The sequence below is a fragment of the Vibrio sp. R15-SG3-ISO1A genome (assembly GCF_059833955.1).
Genome location: NZ_JCBDGH010000059.1, coordinates 1 through 24,741 on the forward strand (window position 1 = coordinate 1; position 24,741 = coordinate 24,741).

Sequence of the window (24,741 nt, forward strand, 5' to 3'; positions counted from 1 at the left end):
CACTCCAGCCAGATTCGCTCAGGGGTAAGTTGAGACAGTTCTCCCGACTCGGCAATGGAGCGCATCAAGTCCAGCGTCTCTTGAGCGACCTTAAAGCCTAAATGATGGAGTTTTGCTGCAAATCGAGCGACTCTTAACACTCGCAGCGGATCTTCCACAAACGCCTCTGAGACATGACGAAGTTGGCGCTGTTCGATATCGTTTAGGCCGCCGTAGGGATCAATCAGATGTCCCTCACTGTCTTGCGCGATGGCGTTAATGGTCAAATCGCGGCGGCGTAAATCCTCTTCGAGCGTGACATCTGGTGCGAAGTAGCAATCAAAGCCAGTGTAGCCCGCACCGGTTTTCCGCTCTGTACGTGCAAGCGCGTACTCTTGCTTCGTCTTAGGGTGAAGAAAGACAGGGAACTCTTTACCTACGGGGGTATAGCCTTGCGCGATAAGATCATCGGGTGTGGCCCCAACGATCACCCAATCCTGATCGTAAACGTCAATATTGAGCAGGTGATCGCGTACCGCGCCACCGACAAGGTATCGTTTCATGGCCACTCCTTCTCATTTTAAAACATAGCCGTTGGCTAATTGGGTGTGCAATGGTACTTTTCTTATCAACAAATGCCCAGCAACAAATAGTCGCCACCCACTCAGAGACGAGATGCATGTACAAACACCACTTTGCTTTTCATGAGCTCCCTTTCTCGATTGTGCCTAGCTCTCGTTTTCTCTATCTCAGCCAGCGTCACAAGGAAGCGATCTTTCGCCTCACCTCTGGTTTAGGGGAAGGGGGCGGTTTTGCCATGTTAACCGGAGAAGTGGGAACGGGCAAAACCACGGTAGCCAAGGCGATGTTGGATGACTTGGATGCGATCGTCGATCAAGGACGCCTGCAAGCTGGTTTTATACTCAACCCAACCTTTTCCGAATCAGAGTTGCTAGAAGCCATCTGTGATGAGTTCTCCATTGCCTATTCTCATGACGCCTCACTGAAACAGTTGAGTCAGGCTATCCACCAGTTTTTAATTGAGAGTTACGCGCAAGGTCGACAAACCTTGTTGGTGATTGATGAAGCTCAGCACCTCAGTGCGCAAGTGCTTGAGCAGCTGCGCCTATTGACCAACCTTGAAACCGAGCAGCACAAGCTATTGAAAGTGTTATTAATTGGTCAGCCTGAGTTGCAGCAAAAATTGCAAATGCCGATCTTGCGTCAGTTGGCGCAAAGGATCACGGGCCGCTATCACTTGCTCCCTCTAGACAGCGCCGAAACCGCGAACTATGTTCGTCATCGGCTGACACTCGCCGGCGGCGATCCTGATCTTTTCTCTTCGCGCTCGCTCAAGTGGATCGCCACACAAACGCAAGGGATCCCAAGGTTGATCAACTTGGTGTGTGATGCGGCGCTGCGTCATGCCTACTCGAGCGGTGAGCCAAAGCCTAGCCATGACAGTGTGCAGCGTGCCTGTGATGAGGTGATGAGCTTTCAGCCTTCGTTTCAAGTCACTCGCCCTCGCCATTCGGTAAGAGCCTCAGGTGCACCCTATTGGTTTGCGGCTGCAATAGGTATTGCGTTGAGTGTTGTGGGTTATCAAAGTGCGGCGCTTTGGGCTGATGATCTGATTACGCAGCAAGTCGCTCGCAGTCATCCTATCCAGCACAGTGAACCGACGGTCAACCACGTGCTGCCAGATACGCTGAAAACGGCACTCGACTCCGCCATCAATCTTGAGCAAGGTTTAGCGAACTTGTATCGCGTCTGGGGCTATCAGGCATCCGTGTTAGATAAGCTCTGTTTGGAGAATGAGCAAAGCGTGTTTCAATGCCAACTGACTCAAGGGGATTTAGCCACTTTGGTGCAAGCCAATCGCCCAGTGCTGCTCACGTTGGGGGAAGCAGACTCCCCACGTTATGTGGTGTTGTATCAACTCGATTCAGATCACGCAACGCTGTTGCTTGACGGGCAGTTGTACACCTTGCCCAGCGCCGAACTGGAGAGGCGTTGGAATGGCGAGTATCGACATATTTGGCGGCGCTATTGGGTAGGTACGCTCAAGCCTGGTATGGAGGGAGCAGCCATTGCCGCGCTCGATGACCATCTCTCCTCAATTCTTGACCAACCCTCAACACAAAGTGCACGCTTTGATGAGGCGCTAGAGCAAAAAGTGAGATTGTTCCAACGTTGGCAGGGGCTCACGGTTGATGGGATTGCTGGCTCGAAAACGCTGCGCAAAATTGAGCAGATGAGTCTGCATGAGTCCCCGAGGTTGGATACCCGGATGGTCACAGCCAATCACAGCGCGGATGCACAGGAGAACCGCTGATGTCACAAATGATGAAAGCGTTGAAGGCCTCCCAGCATCGCTATCAAGCGGTATCTGCACCTGGCGATGTCAACAACTCGCCGATAGACAGCGTTGCAACGCGCCCAAGTATGATGGTCATGAGCTTGCTGATATTACTGCCTGCCTCACTCGGAGTAGGGTTGGGTGTTGAGCGTCACTACCGTCAAGTGGAAGCTGACTGGCTCCTCAAGCAAACGGCGTCGCCTAGTGTCATTGAGCGCCCTGTCGAGTTCAGCGTTACCCCTTGGCAAGACGAGCAGGCGTTGGCCATGACGTACGAACTCACCTTTTATGATGTACAAGCAGTGCCGAGCTACTCTCGTAGCCATGAGGCCGAGGGTAGTCAACCAATGGATACACCGCCGGTATCTCCCCAACCTAATGTACCGGCTTCGCCTCAACCTTTCATTGATGACTTAGATCTCTCTCAGCTATCGCCCGAGTTAGCCCTTCGCGTGCAAAGTGCCCTCAAACCGTCGTCAACACCAACTCCGACGTCGAATGTCAGTCAACTCGCGCAGCAAGGTCTCAAGTGGACGGGGCAGTTACCCGCGCTCAATTTCCAAACTCATGTCTATTCAAGCAAGCCAGATAAACGCTGGGTTAAGGTCAATGGTGTCGAGTATCAAGAGGGAGACTGGATCGCAACCGGCGTTCAACTGCTTTCAATTGAACCGCAGCACTGTATGGTGAGTTTCTCGGGTGAGAGGATTGAAATCCCAGCCTTGTATGATTGGCAAGGGTAGCCCTAGGGCTGGTGTAAAAACAGAGGGAAAAGAAAAGGTCGCATTGGCGACCTTTTCGTTATCTTGGTTAGGGGATTACGCCCAACCCGATGGTGAACGCTTTCTGCGCGGGATAATGTGCGGCAGAATCAAACCCAACAGCAAGCCAATGCCAGCCACGCCACCGCCGTACATAAAGTACTTGAGCAGCAAGTCGTCTTTTTGGGTGTCAAGCTGTGCTCTTAGCTTGCGTACCTCTTCTTGAGAAGCCGTCAGTTGCTGACTCATCTCACTGTATCCGCTTTCTAGGTCGGCGATTTGGCGGTTGCGTGTTTCAAGAGAATCGACCAAGCCCGCTTTTTCTTGATCAGAGTTTGCGCGCGCGTTGGCAAGCTTCTCTTTCACTTCTGCCAGCTCTTTTTCTACGCGAGGTAAGCGCAGTGTCACGCTCTCTTGTGAGGTCACGAAACGGCTTTCGACCCATCCTCGGCGTCCTTTCGAGTCTTGGATGTGACTGTAACCGGAATCTTTATTGGACTCGATAAAGGTCACTTTTTCGCCCGCATCGACACTGCCAATAATACGAAATTGATTACTTGGTCCTGAGTGCATGTAAGTAAACAATTGATCAGAGATGTAGCGGTCTTGAGCAAACGCGGCAGGGGCCGCCACAATTGATGCCAAAAGCAGGTAAACCCATTTTTTCACGGTAAATCCTTTAACAGTTTTTTGTGTCTAATTTTTACTAGGGCAAATAGTAAGAATTTTCTAGGGGCTTCGCAACAAAGAAGGGAGGCTGAGCCTCCCTTTCTGCGGTATTGAGTCAATAATGACAGTGTATTAACAGAAGTAAGAATCCACTAACACAGTACTGACAGATGACTTAGACAAACATTGCTTGAATCGCGTAGTAGAACACCACGGCCAGTAGTGCACCGGCTGGGAGTGTCACAATCCAAGACGCAACGATGTTACGTACCACGCCTAGGTTCAATGCTGCGATGCCGCGAGCAAAGCCGACACCCAGTACCGCGCCGACCAGTGTTTGAGTGGTCGAGATAGGCAGACCAGTACCCGATGCCAATACCACAGTACATGCCGTTGCGAGCTGCGCCGCGAAGCCGCGGCTTGGCGTCAGTTCGGTGATGCCGGTACCGACCGTTGCCATCACTTTGTGGCCCAATGTCGCAAGACCGACCACAATACCAAAGCCACCTAGCGGAAGAATCCACCAAGCGATGGTGCTCTTACCAGTGATTTCACCCATGTGCTCGACGGTAGAGACGACCGCAGACAGTGGACCAATCGCGTTGGCAACGTCGTTCGAACCGTGTGCAAACGCCATCGCACACGCAGTAATGACCATAAGAACACTGAAGATGCCTTCAACGCCGGCAAATCCGTGGTCATCTTCGCGGCTCGCAAATTTCTTCTGGATGTAGAGGTAACCACCCATCATGACCAGCCCTGAGAAGCCAGCTGACCACATCCACGCTTCGCTGTTCGATAGGTGAAGACCGACGTGCTTTAGGCCTTTCTTAATGGTCACAAGCGCAATCACCATAGTGGTGATGAACATGTAGACAGGCACAAAACGTTTGGCGTTGATCAGCGGTTTTTCAGTATCGAAAATCAGGCGCTGAGCACTGACGAAAATAACGTAAGCAAAGAAACCAGAGATGACAGGGGTAACGATCCAACTGCCGACAATGCCTTTCACACTGCCCCAGTCCACTGCTTCTGTGCCAACAGAGACACAAGCAAAACCGATGATGGCGCCGATAATAGAGTGAGTTGTCGATACTGGCCAACCCATATAAGAGGCGAGCAGCAACCATGTACCCGCTGCTAATAACGCAGACATCATGCCGTAGACAAGAACGTCAGGTTGATTGGCAAACAGAGAAGTTTCGATTACGCCTTTACGGATCGTATCCGTCACTTCACCGCCGGCTAGATAGGCACCGGCAAATTCAAAGATCATCGCGATAATGATCGCTTGTTTTACGGTGAGTGCTTTTGAACCTACCGAGGTACCCATGGCGTTCGCGACGTCATTCGCGCCGATACCAATCGCCATTAAAAAGCCGAAGGCTGCTGCAATAATAATCAGGACAGTGCCGTAATTCGCAAGGATATCCATCGTAATACCTAGTTGTTGATAACAAGCGGAGCAAATTGGACACGACAAAACCCCACAGCGAATTCAGTGTAGCTCGCTTACTGGGGTGTGCTTATAAAATGCTCTTCGTTATTTGGTTAACTTATGTTTATGAGCGAGACAGCATGAGTTCAAGACGCGCGCCAACACGCTGAGCTTGATCTGCAATACCACCGACCCATTCAAGAATCTTGTAAAGGAACATCACATCAATCGGATTCAAATCGCTTTCGATCGCCATCAGTTGTTGGCGAAGTTGGATTTGCATCGCGTCTGTGTCGTCCTCAATCACATCCAGTTGATGGATCATTTCAGCCACGAGAGTCACTTCGCGACCTTTAAATCCAGTTTCCAATAACTCATCGAGCTCATTGATGACTTCTTGCGCTTGGTTTGCGGCGTCGAGACAACGCTTCACGTAAGCAATGAAGTTTTCTTGAAGAGGCTCAGGAATAGTCAGTTGTCGGCCGTAGACACGACCAGCAATATCTTTGGCTAGGTTGGCCAGTTTGTCTTGTTGAGTCAGCAGCTCCAGCATGTCGCTGCGATCGACTGGCAAAAACAAACCACGAGGAAGTTTGAGACGGATCTCGCGCTTTAGTACGTCGGCTTCTTTCTCTAGGTGAGAAATTTGTGCACGGATTTCTGCGGCCTTCTCCCAGTCACCCTTTGAACTGACTTCAAAGAAGTTCACTAGGTGCGAGCAACATTCGTTCACACACACAACGTGGCGCTGCAAAGGTTTGATAGGGGACTTTGCAAATAACCCCATAATTGTATTTACTGGCATGGTCATTCAACCCAATTAATATAACCTAGAAAAAACAGACACCAATAAGAATGGTGAAATGTTGAGCGATGGCTATAAAGGCGCGCATGTTAACCCATTAAAGTGTGCATTTAAACTGTTTTAGATCATCAATGGGGCGATATTTCTCTCTTGCCGAGTAAGAAAATAGGCAATATCCTTTGGCTATCTGCGTTAAAAGGTAACACTATGGAAACCGAGATAGAACTGAAGTTTTTTGTTTCACCTGAATTTTCAGAGACGTTAAGAGAAAAAATAGCGTTAACAAAAGTACTTCAGCACAGTTGTCGTGAGTTAGGGAATACTTACTTTGACACCCCAGACAACTGGCTACGTCAACATGATATTGGATTAAGAATTCGTCGTTATGATGATGTGTTCGTGCAAACGGTCAAAACCGCAGGACGTGTGGTCGCCGGGCTTCATCAAAGACCGGAATACAATGCAGAACATAACAGCAACGATCCCGTCCTTACCTTACATCCGCAAGACATCTGGCCCGATGGCCGCGCGATTGAGGAACTGCAATCTCAAATCGCTCCTCTCTTCTCGACCAACTTTACCCGTGAGCAATGGCTGGTTGGCATGCCAGATGGCAGCCAAATTGAAGTGGCGTTTGATTTAGGCTGTGTCGAGTCAGGGGACTTAACCGCGCCGATTTGCGAAGTGGAACTGGAGCTGAAATCAGGCCAGACCGATGCCCTCTTTACCTTAGCGCGCAGCTTGTCAGAGCAAGGAGGGATGCGCTTAGGCAACTTAAGCAAAGCGGCCAAAGGTTATCGCTTAGCATCTGGCTACCAAGGTGACGAAGTGAAACCGCTAAGTTTGGTTGAGACACAGCAAAAAGACAGCGTAGAGACCTGTTTTGTCCAGTCGCTTGAGCATGCGTTGTCGCACTGGCACTACCATGAGCAGATTTACTCTGAGCGCGAGTCGATTGATGCGCTGCATGAAATCAAAAACGCCATCAGTTTTATTCGCCAAGTATTGACCGTCTATGGCGATGTGGTGCCACGTCGTGCCAGCGCCCTGGTTCGACAAGAGCTCAAATGGCTTGAACAAAGCTTAGAGTGGCTTAAGCAGTATGATTACCTTGAAGAGCTGCTGGAAGATAAAGGGCACGCGTTACGTAAACTAGAGGCACGTAAGTTCCTTGTCGCAGAGCTGAAAGAGATTCAGCAGCAGTTGCCTGACAGAGAAGAGATGTTGGCTCTGATTCATTCCGCCCGCTACGCCGGTTTGCTACTGGATTTAAGCCGTTGGATTTTGACTCGCGGCTGGCAGCCATTTTTAGATGAGAAAGCCCGTGAAGAGATGGCTGAGGGCGTCGAGCGCTTTGCTGTCGCCCAGCTCGATAAAACCTGGTCACAGTTACTTGAAGTGTTCTCGCCTGAGCAAGATCTCAACGCGCCGGCGTATGTGGAGCAGCAGTACCATCTGATGCGCAATCTATACACAGGGGTGAGTTTTGCTAGCTTGTTCAATGTCGATGAGCGCAACAGCTTCCGCTTGCCTTGGAGTGACTTGCTGCATGGCATCGATGATTTGCTGACCCTTGAAACGCTGGAGCAACTCAGCAACAAATTAGAGGGTGAGCAGCGCGAGCAACTGTTGCGTTGGTTAACTCGCCAAGAAAACTCCATTTTGCATGCGATGGAGCAGACGCGAATCATCTGCTTAGAGGCTCAGCCTTATTGGCGCCACTGATCTTGCATCATCACCATCACTAGGGAGCTTAAAGCTCCCTTTTTGTTGTCTGGGGAGTAGCTTTTTGCGCTTTATTCTCCAATGTATCGAGCCGTTTAATGATGGCGCGTTGATTGGCGAGAATCTCTTTGAGCAGTTGTTCTTTGTGCTCAGATCGTTTGGCTTGTAACTTGGACGGTGAGGTGATCAATGAGGTGATAAGCCCTGAGATCATACCAAACAAGCCCACCCCACAGATGATCAGGGCTGACGCTAAGATCTTACCGCCATGGGTGACGGGAAAGTGATCGCCATAGCCAACGGTAGAGATGGTGACCAATGCCCACCACAGGGCATCCCCACCGGATTGAATATTGGCGTGATCTGCTCCCCCTTCAATCAACAGCATCATACTTGAACCAACCGTAAGTAAAACGATCAACAGCAATAAGATCGACGCTAAGGTCATTTCATGACGATTACTTAAGATCTGACGCAAGATGTGCTTACTGGCGCGGATCACCAAGATCACGCGCATGATGTGAAACAGACGTGCGTAGCGCAGGGGTTCAATCATCGGGATGCTGGCGACAAAATCGATCCAATGGCGTTTCATGTATTTCACGCGATCTGTTGCACGGATCAAATCTATGCTCAACTGCAGGATAAATATGCTACAGATTGCGAAGTCCAAGCCGATAAGGACTTGTCGAGTTTCTTGACTGACTGGAAAGAACAATAAGCCTGAAATCACAAATAGTGCGACGAAAGACAAAATTAGTGACAGTAAGCTCATTGGTTTCGTATCGTCTTTGGTATCATCTCTTTTCATACGAGGCTCGAAATAAATAATATGAGTGCGACCGTTCCCTCGCGGTAGGCAGCGATAAGCATTAAGTGTCTGATAAGTACTCAATCACACCGTATCATAGTTGACTTAGCGGAGAACGAACAATGACCAAAATGGCATTTAAGCCATGGGAGCGAGCGATAACGAACGTCCGTTTGATCCCCAAAATGGTGCTACTGATGGTATTCAGTACCGTCCTTATCGTGGCTAAACAGTTGTGGGATGCCAGTACTTTCCACGACTCCTTGCTCGCCGCCACTCAAAATGCCCAAGTGGCGCAAGCGCATTATCAAGCCTACTTAGTACAAGTGGCTTGGCAAACTGTAATTTTGATTGGCGTCTTTGTCGTTATTTTGCTCTTTGCTGCTCGTATTATGCTGCGCCAAACTCAGTATTTGAATGATTCAATCAAACAAATGGCGAATCGCGATCTCTCCAATCCGATTGAAATGGACTGCAAAGATGAATATGGCGATGTGGCGCGTGAGCTAGAAAAAACACGCCGTCAGTTGCAAGAGGTGATCAAACTGCAAGTAGAGGCCTCGCAAGAGCTCTCAACGATGACTGAAGTGATGACTCTTAGCATGTCTGAGACGAAAGAGTCGGCGCAAGAAGAGTTTAATGAAATTGACCAATTAGCCACGGCGATGAGTGAAATGACCTCAACGGTGCAAACCGTAGCTGATCATGCACAGAATGCTTCTGCACTGACGGAAAGTGCGACAGGGCAAGCGCAAAGTGGCCAACACTTTGTGAAAGGTACGGTCGATAAAATCAGTGCGTTGTCGAAAGATATCGCTGCCTCAGCGCAGGCCGTTAACGAGGTCGAAGAGAGCGTTGAAGCCATCGGCAGTGTTGTCGGCACCATTCAAGGAATCTCAGAGCAAACCAACCTTTTGGCATTGAACGCGGCGATTGAAGCGGCGCGTGCCGGCGAAGCCGGGCGCGGTTTTGCTGTGGTTGCGGATGAAGTCCGTAATCTGGCGCAGCGCACACAGCAAGCGACGGTCGAGATCCAAGATATGATTTCTCAGTTGCAAAGCAGCGCATCCTCGGCGGTTGAGTTGATGGAAAAGAGTGTTGTCGAAGCGGCAGAAGGGGTGGAATTGGTCACTAATGCTGGTGGTGAGCTGGATGGTATCGTATCGCAAGTCAACCAAATCAATGATATGAACTTCCAGATTGCGACGGCAGCGGGCCAACAAAGCAGCGTCGCGGAAGAGATGAACCAGAACCTGACCAATGTTCGTGAGCTGGTGGAAGCCTCTGTGGTGGTAGTAACGGAACTGCTTGAGACATCAGAAATGATGCAGCGCAACGCCGAAGAGCTGGATGAGAAAATTACCTCTTTCCGTGTCTGACGAATAAATCGCGCAACGACCAATAAAATTGATTGAACCAACGCCCATCGCCTATGCATGGGCGTTTTTTATTGACGCAAGTCTGGTATAACTAAGGTCTTCGGTTTTTTATGCATTCGATTGTAAGGACTCCTCATGCATCTGCCTTCCTCGTTGTCTCCTCTTAGTGATAAAGCGTTCGCAGCGCTGCCCAGTGAGGCATTGGCGCAATGGCCTGCCGCGTTGCTTGAGTCGCTCAAGTACGTATTAGGGTTAAGTCAGTTCGTCGCAGACAATCTGACCAAAGATGAGTCACTGCTGCGCCAGCTGCCAGAGATGCTTGCCGATCAGGAACGCAAGCAGCACTATCGTGCAGATCTTTGCGCGCAACTTGAAACCTGTTCCGATGAGATGCAAGGACAGCGAGTCTTAAGACAGTTTCGTCGTCGTGAAATGACCTACATCGCTTGGCGAGACTTTTGTCAGAGTTGGACACTGCAAGAGAGCCTGAGTCATCTTTCGGAACTGGCTGAGGCGATGATTGTTGAAACCTATCAATGGCAATACAAAGCCTGCTGCGAATTGTGGGGTACGCCTTGTGATGAGACGGGGAAGCCACAGCCGATGTTGATCATTGGTATGGGTAAGCTTGGCGGTGGTGAGCTCAACTTCTCATCCGATATCGATCTGATTTTTACCTATCCAGAAAACGGGGAAACCCAAGGCACCCGTCGTTCGATTGCTAACGCTCAGTTTTTTACCCGTTTGGGCCAGCGAATTATCAAAGCGCTCGATCAACACACCTTTGACGGTTTTTGTTACCGCGTTGACATGCGCTTGCGCCCTTTTGGCGAGAGTGGCCCTTTGGTGATGAGTTTTGCCGCGCTGGAAGATTACTACCAAGAGCAAGGGCGTGATTGGGAGCGCTACGCGATGATCAAAGCGCGAGTGATGGGGCGAGAGATGTATCCCGAATATCAAGCGCTGAGAGAGATGTTGCGACCCTTTGTTTTCCGTCGTTACATCGATTTTAGTGCCATTCAATCGCTGCGCCGAATGAAATCCATGATCAGCAGTGAAGTACGCCGCCGTGGGCTGAGTAACAATATCAAGCTAGGGGCTGGTGGTATCCGCGAAATCGAATTTATCGCCCAAGTGTTCCAGTTGATCCGTGGGGGCCGAGAGCCAAGCTTAAGGCAGCGTGGATTGTTAGTCACCTTAGAGGGGATTGAAGCACTGGCGTTGCTCTCAAGGGATGAAGTGACCCATCTCACTCAGGCGTATCATTTTCTGCGTCGTTTGGAGAACCTGCTCCAAGCGATGGCCGACAAACAGACGCAAACCTTGCCAGAGTCTGACCTTGAGCAGTGTCAGTTAGCAACGGCGATGGGCTTTGCTGATTGGCCTGCGTTAACGCGCGAGGTAGAAGCGCACATGCAGCGGGTTCACCATGTGTTTCAGGCATTAATTGGTGACGATGAAGAAGAGCATGAGCAGAGCGATGTCGCCAAGCATTTTCATGAGCTGTGGGACATGGCAGAAAAACCGGATGTGATGGAGCATATTTTATCTCATGACATCGGGCGAGAAGAAGCCAGTGCGATGGCGATGACCATCATTCAATTCAAGCATGATTTGGCGAAAAAAACCTTGGGTCCACGTGGACGAGAGGTACTCAACCGTTTGATGCCAAAGATCTTTGCTGCGATCTATTCGCATCATGATGCAGAGTTCGGTTTACCTAGAGTGCTGCATCTATTGCACAAAATTGTCACACGCACCACTTATCTGGAGTTGTTGGATGAACATCCTGCCGCGTTGACGCAACTGGTGCGTTTGTGTACCGCCAGTCCCATGATATCGGAGCAGTTGGGTCGCTATCCGATCTTGCTTGACGAACTGATTGACCCTCAGCAGTTGTATAACCCTGTCCCGCTTGATAGTTACCGCACCGAATTGCGAGACTTTCTTGCCCGTATCCCAGAGGATGATATGGAGCAGCAGATGGAGGCACTGCGTCAATTTAAACAGATTTGCATCTTGCGTATTGCCGCCGCCGATATTGCCGGTGTCTTACCTGTTATGAAAGTGAGTGACCACTTAACCTATTTAGCCGAAGCCATTGTTGAGTCGGTCGTCCATCAAGCTTGGCTACAAATGGCGGAGAAGTACGGCGAGCCGACGCACCTCAAAGAGAGAGAGGGCAAAGGCTTTGCGGTCGTCGGCTATGGCAAAGTGGGAGGCTGGGAATTGGGCTACAACTCGGATTTGGATATCGTGTTCATGCACGACTGCCCAGTGAACGTCTACACTGATGGCGCAAAAGAGATTGATGGGCGACAGTTTTATCTGCGCCTTGCTCAGCGCATCATCCATATTTTCTCAACCCGCACAGCCTCGGGGATTTTGTATGAAGTGGATACCCGCTTAAGGCCATCCGGCATCTCTGGTTTACTGGTTAGCCCTGCCGACGCCTTTGACGATTATCAGCATCAAGAGGCGTGGACATGGGAGCATCAAGCTCTAGTGCGTGCCCGCATGATTTACGGTGATGAGCCGCTACAGGCTGCATTTGCTAAAACGCGCCATGAGGTCTTGGCGACGCCGCGCGATGAAGCCAGTTTGCGCAAAGACGTCGCCGAGATGCGAGAAAAAATGCGCGATCATCTGGGTGGGAAAAAGCCTGGCCGCTTTATGCTCAAACAAGACCCAGGCGGTATCACGGATGTGGAGTTTTTGGCGCAATATTTAGTGCTTCGTTATAGTCATGAGAAGCCAAAACTCACGCGTTGGAGTGATAACGTCCGTATTTTCGAATCCATGATGGCGCAAGGTGTGCTTGAGGAATCGGCGGCGCAGGCGCTGACTCACGCCTACACCACCATGCGCGACCAAATTCATCACCGCAATCTGCTCAACCTTGACGCCGATGTCACTCAAGATAAATTTACCGACGAGCGTGCGCTGGTGCAGAGAATATGGGCGCAGTGGTTACGTTTGGAGTCGGCCTCTTAAGGTTTACTAAAGTGACAAAGCTGATACGTGGTGGCTGGCAGAAAAATCGCCCAATTCCGACAATTTGGCATTAAGGCAAGGGTTTAGGGTGGTATGACGCTGTGCTAAACTCTCGCGAGAATTTAATTTTGGAGATCGTTGATGAAACCTATCCTGCCGAACTACAAGGATTCTGGTGTCTTAATCATTGGTGATGTAATGCTGGATCGCTACTGGTACGGACCGACTGGCCGTATTTCACCAGAAGCACCGGTGCCTGTGGTTAAAGTAGAAAATAACGAAGAGCGTCCAGGTGGGGCCGCCAACGTTGCTATGAACATTGCGTCACTCGGCGGACATGCGCACATCGTCGGTCTAACGGGTATTGATGAGCCAGCTCAGGTGTTGAGTGATACGCTGACGGCGCTGAACGTGACCTGCGATTTTGTTGGTTTGGCCGAGTATCCAACCATCACAAAACTGCGCGTGATGAGCCGAGGGCAACAACTGATTCGTCTCGATTTTGAAGACAAGTTTGAAGGTGTAGACCCGTCACTAGTGCTTGCCCGTATGGAGAAAGCACTGCCCAACGTCAAAGCGGTGGTGTTGTCGGATTACGCCAAAGGCGCGCTCGAGCACGTCCAGCAGTACATTCAAAAAGCGCGAGCGGCAAACGTACCTGTCTTTATCGACCCGAAAGGGGCAGATTTTGAACGCTACCGCGGCGCAACTTTGTTGACACCTAACATGGCAGAGTTTGAGCATGTAGTAGGTAAAGTGAAGTCCGATGACGACTTGGTGGAAAAGGGCTTAGCCCTTATCGAGCAGTTTGACTTGGACGCACTGTTGGTGACGCGCAGTGAGCACGGTATGACCTTGCTACGTCGCGGTCAAGCGCCATTCCATCTTCCCACTCAAGCGAAAGAAGTGTTTGATGTGACGGGTGCCGGCGATACGGTGATTTCCGTGTTGGCTGCCTCGGTTGCCTCAGGGAAAGCGTTGGATGAAGCGTGTGCGTTGGCCAATGCCGCCGCAGGCGTGGTGGTGGGTAAGCTGGGTACTTCTACGGTATCAACCATCGAGCTTGCCGAAGCTGTACATGGCAGCCAAGATACCGATTACGGTGTGATCAGCGAGAAAGCGTTAATTACTGCCGTTAAGCAGGCGCAGCAGAAAGGCGAGAAAGTCGTCATGACCAATGGCTGTTTCGATATTTTGCACGCCGGCCATGTCTCTTACCTCAATCATGCGGCGGAGCTCGGCGATCGTTTGATCGTCGCCGTCAATACTGATGAGTCGGTAAAACGCCTTAAAGGTCCAGGTCGACCTGTCAACCCAACTGATCGCCGCATGGCTGTACTGGCAGGACTTGGTGCCGTCGACTGGGTAGTACCGTTTAATGAAGATACCCCACAACGCCTGATTGCCACGGTATTGCCGGATCTGCTTGTCAAAGGCGGTGATTACAAGCCTGAAGAGATTGCTGGTGGAGTTGAGGTGATTGCTAACGGCGGTGAAGTCAAAGTGCTCAATTTTGAAGACGGTTGCTCGACCACAGAAATCATTCAAGCCATCCGTGGTGGAAAAGGCTGATCCAACCGAGCGATACATAACAAAAATACCCAACAAAAATGGAGCCCTTAGGCTCCATTTTTTATGTTGACTGCGAGATGTCGATTACTCTTCTAAATCACCGCAGAAACGGTAACCTTCACCGTGAATAGTCGCGATGATTTCAGGCGTGCCTGATACCGATTCAAAGTGCTTACGAATACGACGAATCGTCACATCAACAGTACGGTCATGAGGTTTAAGTTCACGGCCGGTCATTTTCTTCAGAAGATCAGCGCGAGTTTGGATCTTACCTGGGTTCTCACAGAAGTGCAGTAGGGCACGGAATTCTGAACGAGGTAGCTTGTAGCCATCGCCACTTGGGCTCACCAGTGAGCGGCTGTTGATGTCCAGTACCCAACCATTGAACTGGTACTTCTCAACGCTGCGTTTTTCTTCTTGCACGGCACTGGCGTTCATCGAACGATTAAGCAGGTTGCGCGCGCGAATGGTCAATTCACGTGGGTTAAATGGTTTGGTGATGTAATCATCCGCACCGATTTCTAGGCCTAGAATTTTATCCACTTCATTGTCACGACCTGTTAGGAACATCAGTGCCACATTGGCTTGTTCGCGCAGCTCACGAGCCAGTAGCAGGCCGTTTTTACCAGGCAGGTTAATATCCATGATCACCAGATTTACATGGCTCTCAGACAGAACCTGGTGCATCTCTTCACCGTCACTGGCCTCAAAAACAGCGTATCCCTCTGCTTCAAAAATACTCTTTAGAGTGTTACGAGTTACTTGCTCATCTTCAACAATAAGAATGTGCGGGGTTTGCATTGGCGGTACCTAAACTTGTGAAAAAACTGTGCTAATAGAATAAATTCTAGGCAAAAACATAACATACAGGTAATGTCTTGTTGATAATAAACCAAAGACTTTAAAATTACACTGCCTTTAGTTGCCCGCCATCCTTGGTGTCTAACAGACTTGCAGCGAGGTCCCTTAGTCCTCTGTATCCCATTAGTCGTTGAAGCGGATTCTATAATGTTAACAGCATGCTAACAATGCAGAAATGTTAATTCCAATCACTTTGTTGATTTATATCAAGAGTTCTAATGTAACAAATATTAATAGTCTCGAGTAAATGTAAAACTGTTGACGATATGACAATCAATGCTCAGTTGTGGCAAGCCTATCGCGAGCCATTTTTCCGATTTCTCAGTCCGCCACCTGGTGATGCGTTTGCCATCGTGACGGCGTGGAACCCCGCCAGCCAGCGCCTTAGCTTAGAGCAAAATCGCCTTCGGCAGCAGGCGATGATCACAAGTCTAGGCGGCGCAGCATGGAGTGAAATCTTGGTGGGGGATCGCCGTTTTGAATGGAGCGAAGAGAGCTTGGCGGTGACGATGCCGATGCAAACCGCGCTTTCATTGGCCAACCGTTTTGGGCAAAATGCCATTTACTACGTCCAAGGAGAGACGTTGATCTTGGTGTCTTGTTTGCCTGATGGTCGACAAGAATCGCTAGGGCAGTGGCGCACTCGATGCCTATAAAGGTCGATTTACCCTCTGGGGTTACGAGGCGAACGTCAGAGAATGAGTTTTAACAATTGAATGTTTCATGGAGGATATACAATGGATATTACGCCTGATATTTGTGATCAGCACGAAGATAAAGTGACACTGCTTGAGTTACCGCTTCAAAGCTTTGGCCGTAAGTTGGCTTTTTGGGGAGAGATCGTCACTATTCGTTGTTATCACGACAATTCCAAAGTGCGAGACATGCTGAGTCAAGATGGCAGCGGAAAGGTGCTGGTAGTCGATGGGCATGGTTCGTGTCAAAAAGCGCTACTCGGCGATCAATTGGCGATCATGGCGATCGAAAACAATTGGGAAGGGGTCATTGTTAATGGGGCGGTACGTGATGTCGCGACAATGGCTGAAATGGAGCTAGGCATAAAAGCGCTAGGCACCTGTCCTTTCAAGACTGAGAAGCGCGGTGCGGGTGAAGTCAACGTGACCCTCACCATACAAAATCAGATGATTCAACCGGGCGACTATATTTACGCGGATTGGAATGGCGTCTTGATGTCTTCTGAGGCGTTAGAGTGGAGTTAGAAGCGAAAGCCTAACCCGACCTCAACGCCTTGTTGCCACTCTTGATAATCGAGAGTGGCATGAATATCGAGGTTTTCAGTCAGCTTCATTCGGCTAGACACTTCGGCTGAGAGCGCTGGCTGACGTTTCCCTTCATCCACACTCTCTATGCTGTAAGAGTGCAAGGTACTTTTCACTGAGAGACGCGGCGTAAGCTGGTAACTCACCCCACTAAGAAATCCTGATTCACTGTTTGTGTCACTTTGATTGAGACGCGCACCGACATAGAGATCGATATTGTCGAACAGAGAATAAGAGTAACCGCCATCAATTTTCCAAGAGTCAAAATCTAAGCTGTCATTTTCACTCGAAAGGAAGAGCTTGTGCGGTGACGTGTGTTGCGAGGCAGGCAAGGGTGGCAAGGTGACAGCAACAGACGAAAAAGTAGTAAGCAGCAGCAAGAGGCCGATTGTCGTTTTCATACGCCACTCCTTAGCTTATGGTTGTTTCGTTGTCGCTCGATTGATTCGTGCTGTTTTCTCCACTGCCCACATTACGCTTGAGGTGTATTGTCCTTCAAGTCATAACGGAAGGGTAATTATCATTAAAGCACAAAAGTGCACCGTATTGAGCAGAAATTATATAGCATTTGGTTATTAGGCAGAGCATCTGTGGATGATTTGTTATGAGCCTGATTGCTATGGTCGGTAGATGTGAACCTGGTGTAAGAATAAGCAAATGAAAAAATAGCAAGTTTTCGTTGACTCACTATTCACAAATAGGTTAAACCTATGTGAAGCAAACACATCAAGTAGAATCAAATATGTTTAACAGCTCAGTAATGACCACAACCATTATTATTACCGACACTATTTATGTTGGGGCAGGCTGCTAAGCGAAGGAAATTCAAAAAAAGGCCTGTATCCAACAAGATACAGGCCTTTTTTTATACCCATTTATTATCATTTGGAGGAAGGGATGCGTGTATTAAAGTTTGGCGGTTCGTCTTTGGCGGACGCCGACCGCTTCTTAAGAGCGGCGGATATCATTGCCAATAATGCCCAACAAGAAGAAGTGGCCGTGGTGCTCTCCGCACCGGGTAAAACAACCAACAAGCTCGTGGCTGTGATTGAATCAGCGTTGAAAAACGGAGAGTCTGAACTGCAAATCGCCGAGCTTGAAGATTCGTTCCGCGACCTGTTCCAAGACATCAAACAAGTGCTGCCTTCGATCGATGGCAGTGCCTACAACCATCAAGTGAAAACCTCCCTCTCTCAACTGCGTCAATTTGTTCACGGTATCAACCTACTGGGTATGTGTCCTGATAACGTGAATGCTCGCATCATCAGCAAAGGTGAGCGCGTCTCGATTCAATTGATGAAAGCAGTCTTGGAAGCGAAAGGTCAAGCGGCAAGCTTGATCGATCCGGTTGAGTACCTTTTTGCAAAAGGTGAGCCACTTGAAGCTATGGTAGATGTGGAGATTTCCACTCAGAACTTTCGTCAGAAGCCGCTTCCACAAGGCCATGTCAATATTATGCCGGGCTTTACCGCGGGCAATGACAAAGGTGAGTTAGTCACGTTGGGCCGCAATGGCTCGGACTATTCTGCCGCAGTGTTAGCGGCATGTTTGCGTGCCGATTGCTGCGAGATTTGGACAGATGTTGACGGTGTCTACAACTGCGATCCACGTTTAGTTGATGACGCGCGTCTGCTTAAGTCACTGAGTTACCAAGAAGCGATGGAGTTGTCGTACTTTGGCGCGTCTGTACTGCATCCCAAAACGATTGCACCGATTGCGCAATTCCATATCCCTTGCCTCATCAAAAACAGTTTTAACCCTCAAGGTGCAGGTACCTTGATTGGCCAAGATACGGGCGAAGACAAGCTGGCGATCAAAGGCATCACGACACTCAACGATTTGACTATGGTTAACGTCTCCGGTCCTGGTATGAAAGGTATGGTGGGCATGGCGAGTCGTGTGTTTGGTGCCATGTCATCGGCGGGCGTCTCTATCGTCTTGATCACTCAGTCATCGTCAGAGTACAGCATCAGCTTCTGTATCGAAGCGCAAGATAAAGCGCTGGCGCAAAAAGCGCTCGCTGATGCGTTTGAGTTGGAGCTGAAAGATGGCTTGCTCGAGCCGGTAGATTTTATCGATAACGTTGCCATTGTGACCCTAGTGGGCGATGGCATGCGCACATCACGCGGTGTGGCCTCTCAGTTCTTCTCGTCGCTTGCGGAAGTGAACGTCAATATTGTTGCGATTGCACAAGGTTCCTCTGAGCGTGCAATCTCGGCGGTGATCCCAGAAGATAAGATCTCTGAATCGATCAAAGCGTGTCATGAAAATCTATTTAACTCAAAGCACTTCCTTGATGTCTTTATTGTCGGTGTCGGCGGTGTGGGCGGTGAGTTGGTGGATCAAATCGAGCGTCAACAAGCCAAGTTAGCAGAAAAAGGCATCGTGCTTCGTGTCTGCGGCCTTGCCAATAGTAAAGGTTTGCTACTTGATAGTGACGGACTGCCTTTGGATCACTGGCGTGATCGTATGAATGGCGCAAGCGAAGAGTTCAGCTTAGCGCGCCTGATCTCGACCGTTCAACGTAATCACATCATCAACCCAGTCTTGGTTGATTGTACCTCGAGCGAAGCGATTGCTAACCAATACGCGGACTTTTTGGCGGCGGGTTTCCACGTCGTTACTCCGAACAAGAAAGCCAATACGGCGAGCATGGCCTACTATCATCAGTTACGCGATGTCGCGCGTAGCTCTCGTCGTAAGCTAATGTACGAAACAACCGTTGGTGCCGGCCTTCCCGTCATCGAAAACCTGCAAAATCTGATTTCAGCGGGTGACGAACTTGAGCGCTTCACCGGTATTTTGTCGGGCTCTCTCTCTTTCATCTTCGGTAAATTGGATGAAGGCATGACGTTGAGCCAAGCGACCAATATCGCTAAAGAGAACGGCTTTACCGAGCCTGACCCACGTGACGACCTGTCGGGTATGGATGTCGCACGTAAGCTGCTTATTCTGGCTCGTGAAGCGGGTATGAATCTTGAGCTTGAAGATGTTGTGGTCGATCAGGCGCTGCCGCCAGGCTTTGATGATTCTGGTACGGTAGACGAGTTCATGGCACGTCTTCCTCAAGCGGACGCTTACTTCCAAGAGCTGTCAAAGCAGGCTGCCCAAGAGGGTAAAGTACTGCGCTACGTCGGTGAAATCAAAGATGGAGAGTGCCGCGTTAGCATGGCGGCGGTCGATGAGAACGACCCAATGTTCAAAATCAAAGATGGTGAAAATGCGCTGGCGTTTTACAGCCGTTACTATCAGCCCATTCCTTTGGTTCTACGTGGCTATGGTGCGGGCACGGAAGTGACTGCCGCGGGCGTCTTTGCTGACGTAATGCGTACACTTGGCTGGAAATTAGGGGTGTAATGCAATGAGTCGTGGTATGGATGTAGTGGTATACGCTCCAGCGTCAATTGGTAACGTCAGTGTGGGTTTTGATGTACTTGGCGCCGCGGTGTCACCGGTGGATGGCACCTTACTTGGTGATCGTGTGTTGGTGAAAGCTGGGAATGACGCGTTTGACCTACGCACCGCAGGTCGTTTCGTCGATAAGCTGCCGAGCGATGCGAAAGAGAATATTGTCTATCACTGCTGGCAAGTGTTCTCGCGAGAGCTGGACAAAAAAGGGCAGACCGTATTGCCGGTTGAGATGACGTTAGAGAAAAACATGCCGATTGGTTCTGGGCTTGGCTCAAGCGCCTGTTCTATTGTCGCGGCATTGGATGCACTTAACCGTTTTCATGGACAGCCTTTAGATGAAACCGAACTACTGGCGTTGATGGGGGAAATGGAAGGTCAAATTTCCGGTGGTATCCATTACGACAACGTTGCACCCTGCTATTTAGGTGGTGTGCAGTTGATGTTGGAAGAGCTCGGTATCATCAGCCAAGAAGTGCCTTGTTTTGATGATTGGTACTGGGTGATGGCTTACCCGGGCATTAAAGTGTCGACGGCGGAAGCACGCGCAATTTTGCCGGCTCAGTACCGCCGTCAAGATATTATTGCTCACGGTCGCCACTTGGCGGGCTTTATTCACGCGTGCCACTCGGGTCAGCCGGAGTTGGCAGCGAAAATGATCAAAGACGTGATCGCAGAACCATATCGTGAGAAACTGCTGCCTGGCTTTGCGGATGCGCGTAAATTCGCGGCATCGGCGGGCGCCTTAGCAACGGGCATCTCAGGAAGTGGTCCCACACTTTTTAGTGTTTGCAAAGACAAAGACGTCGCCGAGCGGGTTGCTCACTGGCTCGAGCAGAACTACGTACAAAACGAAGAAGGATTCGTCCATGTTTGTCGTTTGAACAAACAAGGGTCGACAGTAACAGGAAGTGAGCTATGAAGCTTTACAACATAAAAGAAAATGATGAACAAGTTTCCTTTGGCCAAGCCGTTCGCCAAGGGTTAGGTCGCAATCAAGGCCTATTTTTTCCATCCGAACTGCCAACATTCGATGATGTGGATGCGCTTTTAGCAGAGGATTTTGTTTCTCGTAGCACTAAGATTTTGTCGGCATTGATCGGCGATGAACTGACGCAAGAGCAAGTGCATTCGATGGTGGATGCAGCATTCCAATTCCCAGCACCGATCAACAAAGTGAAAGATGGGGTCTACGCACTAGAGTTGTTCCACGGTCCAACGCTGGCGTTCAAAGACTTTGGCGGCCGTTTTATGGCGCAATCTTTAGCAGCCGTGTCTGATGGCGGTAAAATTACCATTTTAACGGCCACATCCGGTGATACGGGCGCAGCGGTAGCTCATGCCTTCTATGGTATGGAAGACATCAATGTGGTGATCCTTTATCCGAAAGGTAAGATCAGCCCACTGCAAGAGAAGCTGTTCTGTACCTTGGGTCAAAATATCCATACTGTCGCTATCGATGGGGATTTTGATGCCTGTCAGGCGCTAGTAAAGCAAGCCTTTGATGATGCAGCGCTGCGTGAAGAGATTGGTCTTAACTCTGCTAACTCAATCAACATCAGCCGCCTAATGGCGCAAATCTGTTACTACTTTGAAGCGGCTGCTCAGTTGAGTAAAGCAGAGCGTGAGAACCTAGTGATCTCAGTACCAAGTGGTAACTTTGGCAACCTTACCGCCGGTCTACTCGCAAAAGCGTTGGGCTTGCCGATCAAACGCTTCATTGCAGCGACGAACGCCAACGATACTGTGCCACGTTATCTAGAGACTGGTCAGTGGGATCCTAAGCCAACTGTCGCGACAACCTCCAATGCGATGGATGTCAGCCAGCCAAACAACTGGCCGCGCATCGAAGAGCTATGCCGCGTCAAAGAGTGGGGCTTGGAGACACTAGGTAAAGGCGCTGTTTCTGATGACCAAAGTGCTCAGTCAGTCAAAGCGTTGCATTCTTTGGGTTACTTATGTGAGCCACACGGCGCGATTGCTTACCGCGTATTGGATGAGCAGCTTCAAGAAGGCGAAACGGGGTTATTCCTGTGCACTGCCCATCCAGCCAAATTCAAAGAAGTGGTTGATGAGATTCTGGATACCGACATTGAACTGCCAGGCCCTCTTGCCAAGCATGCCGCGATGGAACTCTTGTCTGAAGATTTAGGCAACGATTTCGACGCACTGAAGCAGGTTCTACGCCGCGTGCAAAAATAACGTCTAGATCCGCGTTAGATTAAGCAAAAAGGTCACTCATCGTAGTGACCTTTTTGTTGTGTTTTTTATGTGGTTGGCTTAACTCGATTTAGCGGTTAATCGCAAAGGTGGGCAGTGATAAATGCCAGCGAATCGCCCCTAGACGAATCAGCAAGGTAGACAAGACGCCTGATAAGAAAGCGGTGTTGGTGTCGTAACCCATGCTGAGGGCGGTTGTGTGAAAAACGCCGCCGACAATGCAGGCCGTCGCGTACACTTCACTGCGCAATACCATCGGGACTTCTCGGGCTAACACGTCGCGTATGATGCCCCCGCCACAACCGGTTAACACGCCCATGATGACGGCCACCAAAGCCGAATCTTGATAGACCATGGCTTTTTCCACGCCAATACCGACAAACGCCGCCAGACCAATCGCATCACATACCGGCAGTATCCACCACGCCACGCGCTTAGGGCGGCGGACGATCAACATCGTCAGCAAGCAGGTCGACAAAATCACCCACAAGTAATTGGTATCGGTGATCCAAAATACCGGCGTGGCACCCAGCGCCATATCTCGAATGGTGCCACCACCAATGGCCGTCACACTACCCAGTACCACTACGCCAAAGGGGTCCATTTTTAAACGGCCTGCCAGCAGGACGCCAGAGATAGCAAAGATGGCCGTACCGAATAAGTCAAAAAAGTAGAGCAGCATAGTGTCCATGACACGAGTTTCTCTTCATTTGCAGCAAAAAACAGGAGGCGCAATTGTAAGGGAAAGGCTCGCGCCATCGCTAGCGTTTTTCTCGCGCCTGCTGAAAATAGTCACACACTTGCTCAATGGCCTTGAGGGTGCGCATAGTGGGTCGATTGATCCAGTCTGAGTGGAGTGACCATACGTTGTTGGCTTGAATGGCAGTTAACTCGCTCTGCCAACGTTGCCACATGCTGCCATTGGCAATGGCGTGCTCGGAGGTAAACATGACCTCAGGATTGGCGAGCAGCACTTGCTCCATTCCCACTTGTGGGTAGGGCATGGCGGCATCTTCAAACACATTGACGCCGCCGCAAAAAGTAAACACTTCGCTCGGCCAGTTTCCTTGCGCGACACTGATGATGGGTGATTCGCTCAATTGATAGAAATAGCGTACAGGTTGCGAGGTGTCGTAGCGCTGAGCCATATCATTCAGCGTTTGCCTAAACTGCTCTGCTCGCTGCTTGGCGATCGATGGGTCGTCAGCAAACTGCCCCAAGCGCTCAATGTTTTCGGCGATGTCCGGGATGGAGTGCGCTTGTGAGTAATAAATCTCAAAGCCAAGCTGAGCCAATTTGTCGAGCTCCTTGGCGGGATTTCCGCCCGGCCACGCGAGAATCAAATCCGGCTCCAAGGCAATGATTCTCTCGAGCTTAAAGCCTTGGTAGTTGGCGACTCGTTCTATGCGCTGCGCTTGATCAGGGTAATCGCTGTACTCGGAGACGCCGATCAGTTTATCGCCAAGCCCAGCACTAAACGCCAACTCAGTGGTGTGAGGGGACAAGCTGACGATGCGCTCGATCGCCCACGAAGGGGCGCAGGCCAGTACCAACAGCGCGAAAAGAGGTCGCAATATCATTAGAATCCTTGATAAATCATTGCCATAAGCAGGCTTTGTAACACAAACCAGACGAGCAATCGTTGGTTGAGTAGAGTCAGGACTTGGGCAACGTGAATGGCTGACGGGGCGATTCGCCCGCCGAGTTTCGCTCGGATACGCTTTTTGCTCGCTTGATGTTTGGCATCGGTGGGGTAGATTGCAGGCCCACCCATCGATAACTCCAACTTCGCGCCAACACTCACCAACAACCAAGCTGGGCCGGGTAGTGGCCATTGCCTCGCTTGCTCTCTTAGTAAGAGATAAGTCGCACGGCTGCGCTGACCAAGTAGTATAAAGAGGCTATAAAAGCGCAGCGGTAACCAGTCGAGTATCGCGACAACGCGCACCGCGGGTAGCCCAAATGGATGAAAGTATTCACGAGAAGGTGACCATGCCCTCGCCAGTTCGACACACATGCGATACAAAAAGGCGCCAGTCGCACCAGAGATGCCATACCAAAATAAGACGCCAATCAGATTGCGTCCGTACGACATCGTCAATGTTTCTACGCCCGCTTTCCCAAGCCCAAGTAGCGACAACGGACGGGTTTCTCGATTGAGATAGGGACGAATAAGCAGCCGAGCTTGCTCTTTATCATTGCGAGCGAGCGCTTCAATAAAGAGGCGGCCAAAACGTTGGGTATTGCGCCACTCAATCGCCAGCAGCAAAAACGCGAGTTCAAATAGGGCGGGTTGCCAAACCAAAGGTTTGAGCGCGATTAAGACTGCCAGTGTCGGCAGTATCATTAAGCCCCATGCCAGCGTCCCAGAGATGAGGCTTTGTGAGTAGCTGGCGCGGGTATTGACCTTCTCAGCTAACTGCTCGGCAAATTTGTGCCAGAGGATTGCAGGGTGCGCCTCTCTGGGGAAAGGAAGCAGC

General features: G+C 50.1%; 20 protein-coding genes, 1 pseudogene and 1 other annotated feature. Of the genes and pseudogenes, 11 read left to right on the plus strand and 10 right to left on the minus strand.

Annotated elements, in window-relative coordinates; translation table 11 throughout:
- Positions 1 to 542 (minus strand): annotated as a pseudogene (gene cca / locus AC6R0L_RS09110) (multifunctional CCA addition/repair protein); the annotation flags it as partial.
- A 116-nt stretch (positions 543 to 658) separates the two neighbouring features.
- On the opposite strand from cca, the gene AC6R0L_RS09115 reads away from it, so the two are divergent.
- Both AC6R0L_RS09115 and AC6R0L_RS09120 read left to right on the plus strand, forming a co-directional pair.
- The gene (locus tag AC6R0L_RS09115) at positions 659 to 2,314 is read left to right on the plus strand and encodes an ExeA family protein (RefSeq protein WP_500628935.1); all 1,656 of its coding nucleotides are present in this window, start codon (positions 659 to 661) and stop codon (positions 2,312 to 2,314) included.
- Positions 2,314 to 3,081, plus strand: coding sequence for a general secretion pathway protein GspB (locus AC6R0L_RS09120; RefSeq protein WP_500628936.1), 768 nt, complete (start codon positions 2,314 to 2,316; stop codon positions 3,079 to 3,081). The genes AC6R0L_RS09115 and AC6R0L_RS09120 overlap by 1 nt, the downstream gene beginning before the upstream one ends.
- A gap of 75 nt (positions 3,082 to 3,156) precedes the next feature.
- Here the strand turns inward: AC6R0L_RS09120 and AC6R0L_RS09125 are convergent, their stop codons facing one another.
- From AC6R0L_RS09125 to AC6R0L_RS09135, 3 genes are all read right to left on the minus strand, one after another.
- Entirely contained in the window at positions 3,157 to 3,768 is a 612-nt protein-coding gene (locus tag AC6R0L_RS09125) for a TIGR04211 family SH3 domain-containing protein (RefSeq protein WP_334554218.1), read from the minus strand.
- A 175-nt stretch (positions 3,769 to 3,943) separates the two neighbouring features.
- Positions 3,944 to 5,203 (minus strand): inorganic phosphate transporter, encoded by a 1,260-nt coding sequence (locus AC6R0L_RS09130; protein WP_487901366.1) that lies wholly within the window; start codon positions 5,201 to 5,203, stop codon positions 3,944 to 3,946.
- 127 nt (positions 5,204 to 5,330) lie between these two features.
- A complete protein-coding gene (locus AC6R0L_RS09135) occupies positions 5,331 to 6,011 on the minus strand; it encodes a TIGR00153 family protein (protein ID WP_334554222.1) in 681 nt (226 codons plus the stop codon).
- A 207-nt stretch (positions 6,012 to 6,218) separates the two neighbouring features.
- Here AC6R0L_RS09135 and AC6R0L_RS09140 point away from each other — a divergent pair, with 207 nt between their 5' ends.
- The gene (locus AC6R0L_RS09140; protein WP_500628937.1) at positions 6,219 to 7,736 is read left to right on the plus strand and encodes a CYTH and CHAD domain-containing protein; all 1,518 of its coding nucleotides are present in this window, start codon (positions 6,219 to 6,221) and stop codon (positions 7,734 to 7,736) included.
- A 28-nt stretch (positions 7,737 to 7,764) separates the two neighbouring features.
- Here AC6R0L_RS09140 and AC6R0L_RS09145 read toward each other — a convergent pair whose 3' ends face one another.
- Complete coding sequence (locus tag AC6R0L_RS09145) at positions 7,765 to 8,547, minus strand: potassium channel family protein (RefSeq protein ID WP_500628938.1); 783 nt, start codon at positions 8,545 to 8,547, stop codon at positions 7,765 to 7,767.
- A 122-nt stretch (positions 8,548 to 8,669) separates the two neighbouring features.
- Here AC6R0L_RS09145 and AC6R0L_RS09150 point away from each other — a divergent pair, with 122 nt between their 5' ends.
- From AC6R0L_RS09150 to hldE, 3 genes are all read left to right on the plus strand, one after another.
- On the plus strand, positions 8,670 to 9,926 hold the full coding sequence (locus tag AC6R0L_RS09150; protein WP_487901363.1) for a methyl-accepting chemotaxis protein: 1,257 nt from the start codon (positions 8,670 to 8,672) through the stop codon (positions 9,924 to 9,926).
- Positions 9,927 to 10,061: 135 nt separating this feature from the next.
- Complete coding sequence (glnE, locus tag AC6R0L_RS09155) at positions 10,062 to 12,920, plus strand: bifunctional [glutamate--ammonia ligase]-adenylyl-L-tyrosine phosphorylase/[glutamate--ammonia-ligase] adenylyltransferase (protein WP_500628939.1); 2,859 nt, start codon at positions 10,062 to 10,064, stop codon at positions 12,918 to 12,920.
- Between the two features lie 141 nt (positions 12,921 to 13,061).
- Positions 13,062 to 14,492, plus strand: coding sequence for a bifunctional D-glycero-beta-D-manno-heptose-7-phosphate kinase/D-glycero-beta-D-manno-heptose 1-phosphate adenylyltransferase HldE (gene hldE / locus AC6R0L_RS09160; RefSeq protein ID WP_500628940.1), 1,431 nt, complete (start codon positions 13,062 to 13,064; stop codon positions 14,490 to 14,492).
- A gap of 84 nt (positions 14,493 to 14,576) precedes the next feature.
- On the opposite strand, the gene arcA is transcribed toward hldE, so the two are convergent.
- Complete coding sequence (gene arcA / locus AC6R0L_RS09165) at positions 14,577 to 15,293, minus strand: two-component system response regulator ArcA (protein WP_334554234.1); 717 nt, start codon at positions 15,291 to 15,293, stop codon at positions 14,577 to 14,579.
- 326 nt (positions 15,294 to 15,619) lie between these two features.
- On the opposite strand from arcA, the gene AC6R0L_RS09170 reads away from it, so the two are divergent.
- Positions 15,620 to 16,009, plus strand: a complete 390-nt coding sequence (locus AC6R0L_RS09170; protein WP_500628941.1) for a DUF3293 domain-containing protein — start codon at positions 15,620 to 15,622, stop codon at positions 16,007 to 16,009.
- A gap of 81 nt (positions 16,010 to 16,090) precedes the next feature.
- Positions 16,091 to 16,573 (plus strand): putative 4-hydroxy-4-methyl-2-oxoglutarate aldolase, encoded by a 483-nt coding sequence (locus AC6R0L_RS09175; RefSeq protein WP_334554238.1) that lies wholly within the window; start codon positions 16,091 to 16,093, stop codon positions 16,571 to 16,573.
- On the opposite strand, the gene AC6R0L_RS09180 is transcribed toward AC6R0L_RS09175, so the two are convergent.
- Positions 16,570 to 17,034, minus strand: coding sequence for a hypothetical protein (locus AC6R0L_RS09180; RefSeq protein WP_334554240.1), 465 nt, complete (start codon positions 17,032 to 17,034; stop codon positions 16,570 to 16,572). The genes AC6R0L_RS09175 and AC6R0L_RS09180 overlap by 4 nt on opposite strands.
- A gap of 345 nt (positions 17,035 to 17,379) precedes the next feature.
- Positions 17,380 to 17,501, plus strand: a sequence feature (Thr leader region).
- 29 nt (positions 17,502 to 17,530) lie between these two features.
- On the opposite strand from AC6R0L_RS09180, the gene thrA reads away from it, so the two are divergent.
- From thrA to thrC, 3 genes are read left to right on the plus strand one after another with little or no spacing between them, the layout of a single operon-like run.
- The gene (gene thrA / locus AC6R0L_RS09185; protein ID WP_487901359.1) at positions 17,531 to 19,990 is read left to right on the plus strand and encodes a bifunctional aspartate kinase/homoserine dehydrogenase I; all 2,460 of its coding nucleotides are present in this window, start codon (positions 17,531 to 17,533) and stop codon (positions 19,988 to 19,990) included.
- Positions 19,991 to 20,006: 16 nt separating this feature from the next.
- Positions 20,007 to 20,963 (plus strand): homoserine kinase, encoded by a 957-nt coding sequence (gene thrB / locus AC6R0L_RS09190; protein ID WP_500628942.1) that lies wholly within the window; start codon positions 20,007 to 20,009, stop codon positions 20,961 to 20,963.
- Entirely contained in the window at positions 20,960 to 22,243 is a 1,284-nt protein-coding gene (gene thrC, locus AC6R0L_RS09195; RefSeq protein WP_500628943.1) for a threonine synthase, read from the plus strand. The genes thrB and thrC overlap by 4 nt, the downstream gene beginning before the upstream one ends.
- A gap of 88 nt (positions 22,244 to 22,331) precedes the next feature.
- Here thrC and AC6R0L_RS09200 read toward each other — a convergent pair whose 3' ends face one another.
- From AC6R0L_RS09200 to AC6R0L_RS09210, 3 genes are all read right to left on the minus strand, one after another.
- Positions 22,332 to 22,952 (minus strand): TRIC cation channel family protein, encoded by a 621-nt coding sequence (locus AC6R0L_RS09200; RefSeq protein WP_500628944.1) that lies wholly within the window; start codon positions 22,950 to 22,952, stop codon positions 22,332 to 22,334.
- A 70-nt stretch (positions 22,953 to 23,022) separates the two neighbouring features.
- Positions 23,023 to 23,841 (minus strand): vitamin B12 ABC transporter substrate-binding protein BtuF, encoded by an 819-nt coding sequence (btuF, locus tag AC6R0L_RS09205; RefSeq protein ID WP_500628945.1) that lies wholly within the window; start codon positions 23,839 to 23,841, stop codon positions 23,023 to 23,025.
- Complete coding sequence (locus tag AC6R0L_RS09210) at positions 23,841 to 24,740, minus strand: cobalamin biosynthesis family protein (RefSeq protein ID WP_500628946.1); 900 nt, start codon at positions 24,738 to 24,740, stop codon at positions 23,841 to 23,843. Before AC6R0L_RS09210 ends, btuF begins: the two co-directional genes overlap by 1 nt.
- Between the last annotated feature and the right edge of the window lies 1 nt (position 24,741).

Coding starts and splice junctions, on each gene's coding strand:
- AC6R0L_RS09150 (WP_487901363.1), top strand. CDS start 8,670: ATGACCAAAATGGCATTTAAGCCATGGGAGCGAGCGATAACGAACGTC.
- glnE (WP_500628939.1), top strand. CDS start 10,062: ATGCATCTGCCTTCCTCGTTGTCTCCTCTTAGTGATAAAGCGTTCGCA.
- AC6R0L_RS09180 (WP_334554240.1), bottom strand. CDS start 17,034: ATGAAAACGACAATCGGCCTCTTGCTGCTGCTTACTACTTTTTCGTCT.
- AC6R0L_RS09135 (WP_334554222.1), bottom strand. CDS start 6,011: ATGCCAGTAAATACAATTATGGGGTTATTTGCAAAGTCCCCTATCAAA.
- btuF (WP_500628945.1), bottom strand. CDS start 23,841: ATGATATTGCGACCTCTTTTCGCGCTGTTGGTACTGGCCTGCGCCCCT.
- AC6R0L_RS09120 (WP_500628936.1), top strand. CDS start 2,314: ATGTCACAAATGATGAAAGCGTTGAAGGCCTCCCAGCATCGCTATCAA.
- thrC (WP_500628943.1), top strand. CDS start 20,960: ATGAAGCTTTACAACATAAAAGAAAATGATGAACAAGTTTCCTTTGGC.
- arcA (WP_334554234.1), bottom strand. CDS start 15,293: ATGCAAACCCCGCACATTCTTATTGTTGAAGATGAGCAAGTAACTCGT.
- thrA (WP_487901359.1), top strand. CDS start 17,531: ATGCGTGTATTAAAGTTTGGCGGTTCGTCTTTGGCGGACGCCGACCGC.
- AC6R0L_RS09200 (WP_500628944.1), bottom strand. CDS start 22,952: ATGGACACTATGCTGCTCTACTTTTTTGACTTATTCGGTACGGCCATC.
- AC6R0L_RS09145 (WP_500628938.1), bottom strand. CDS start 8,547: ATGAAAAGAGATGATACCAAAGACGATACGAAACCAATGAGCTTACTG.
- AC6R0L_RS09130 (WP_487901366.1), bottom strand. CDS start 5,203: ATGGATATCCTTGCGAATTACGGCACTGTCCTGATTATTATTGCAGCA.
- AC6R0L_RS09140 (WP_500628937.1), top strand. CDS start 6,219: ATGGAAACCGAGATAGAACTGAAGTTTTTTGTTTCACCTGAATTTTCA.
- AC6R0L_RS09170 (WP_500628941.1), top strand. CDS start 15,620: ATGACAATCAATGCTCAGTTGTGGCAAGCCTATCGCGAGCCATTTTTC.
- hldE (WP_500628940.1), top strand. CDS start 13,062: ATGAAACCTATCCTGCCGAACTACAAGGATTCTGGTGTCTTAATCATT.
- thrB (WP_500628942.1), top strand. CDS start 20,007: ATGGATGTAGTGGTATACGCTCCAGCGTCAATTGGTAACGTCAGTGTG.
- AC6R0L_RS09115 (WP_500628935.1), top strand. CDS start 659: ATGTACAAACACCACTTTGCTTTTCATGAGCTCCCTTTCTCGATTGTG.
- AC6R0L_RS09175 (WP_334554238.1), top strand. CDS start 16,091: ATGGATATTACGCCTGATATTTGTGATCAGCACGAAGATAAAGTGACA.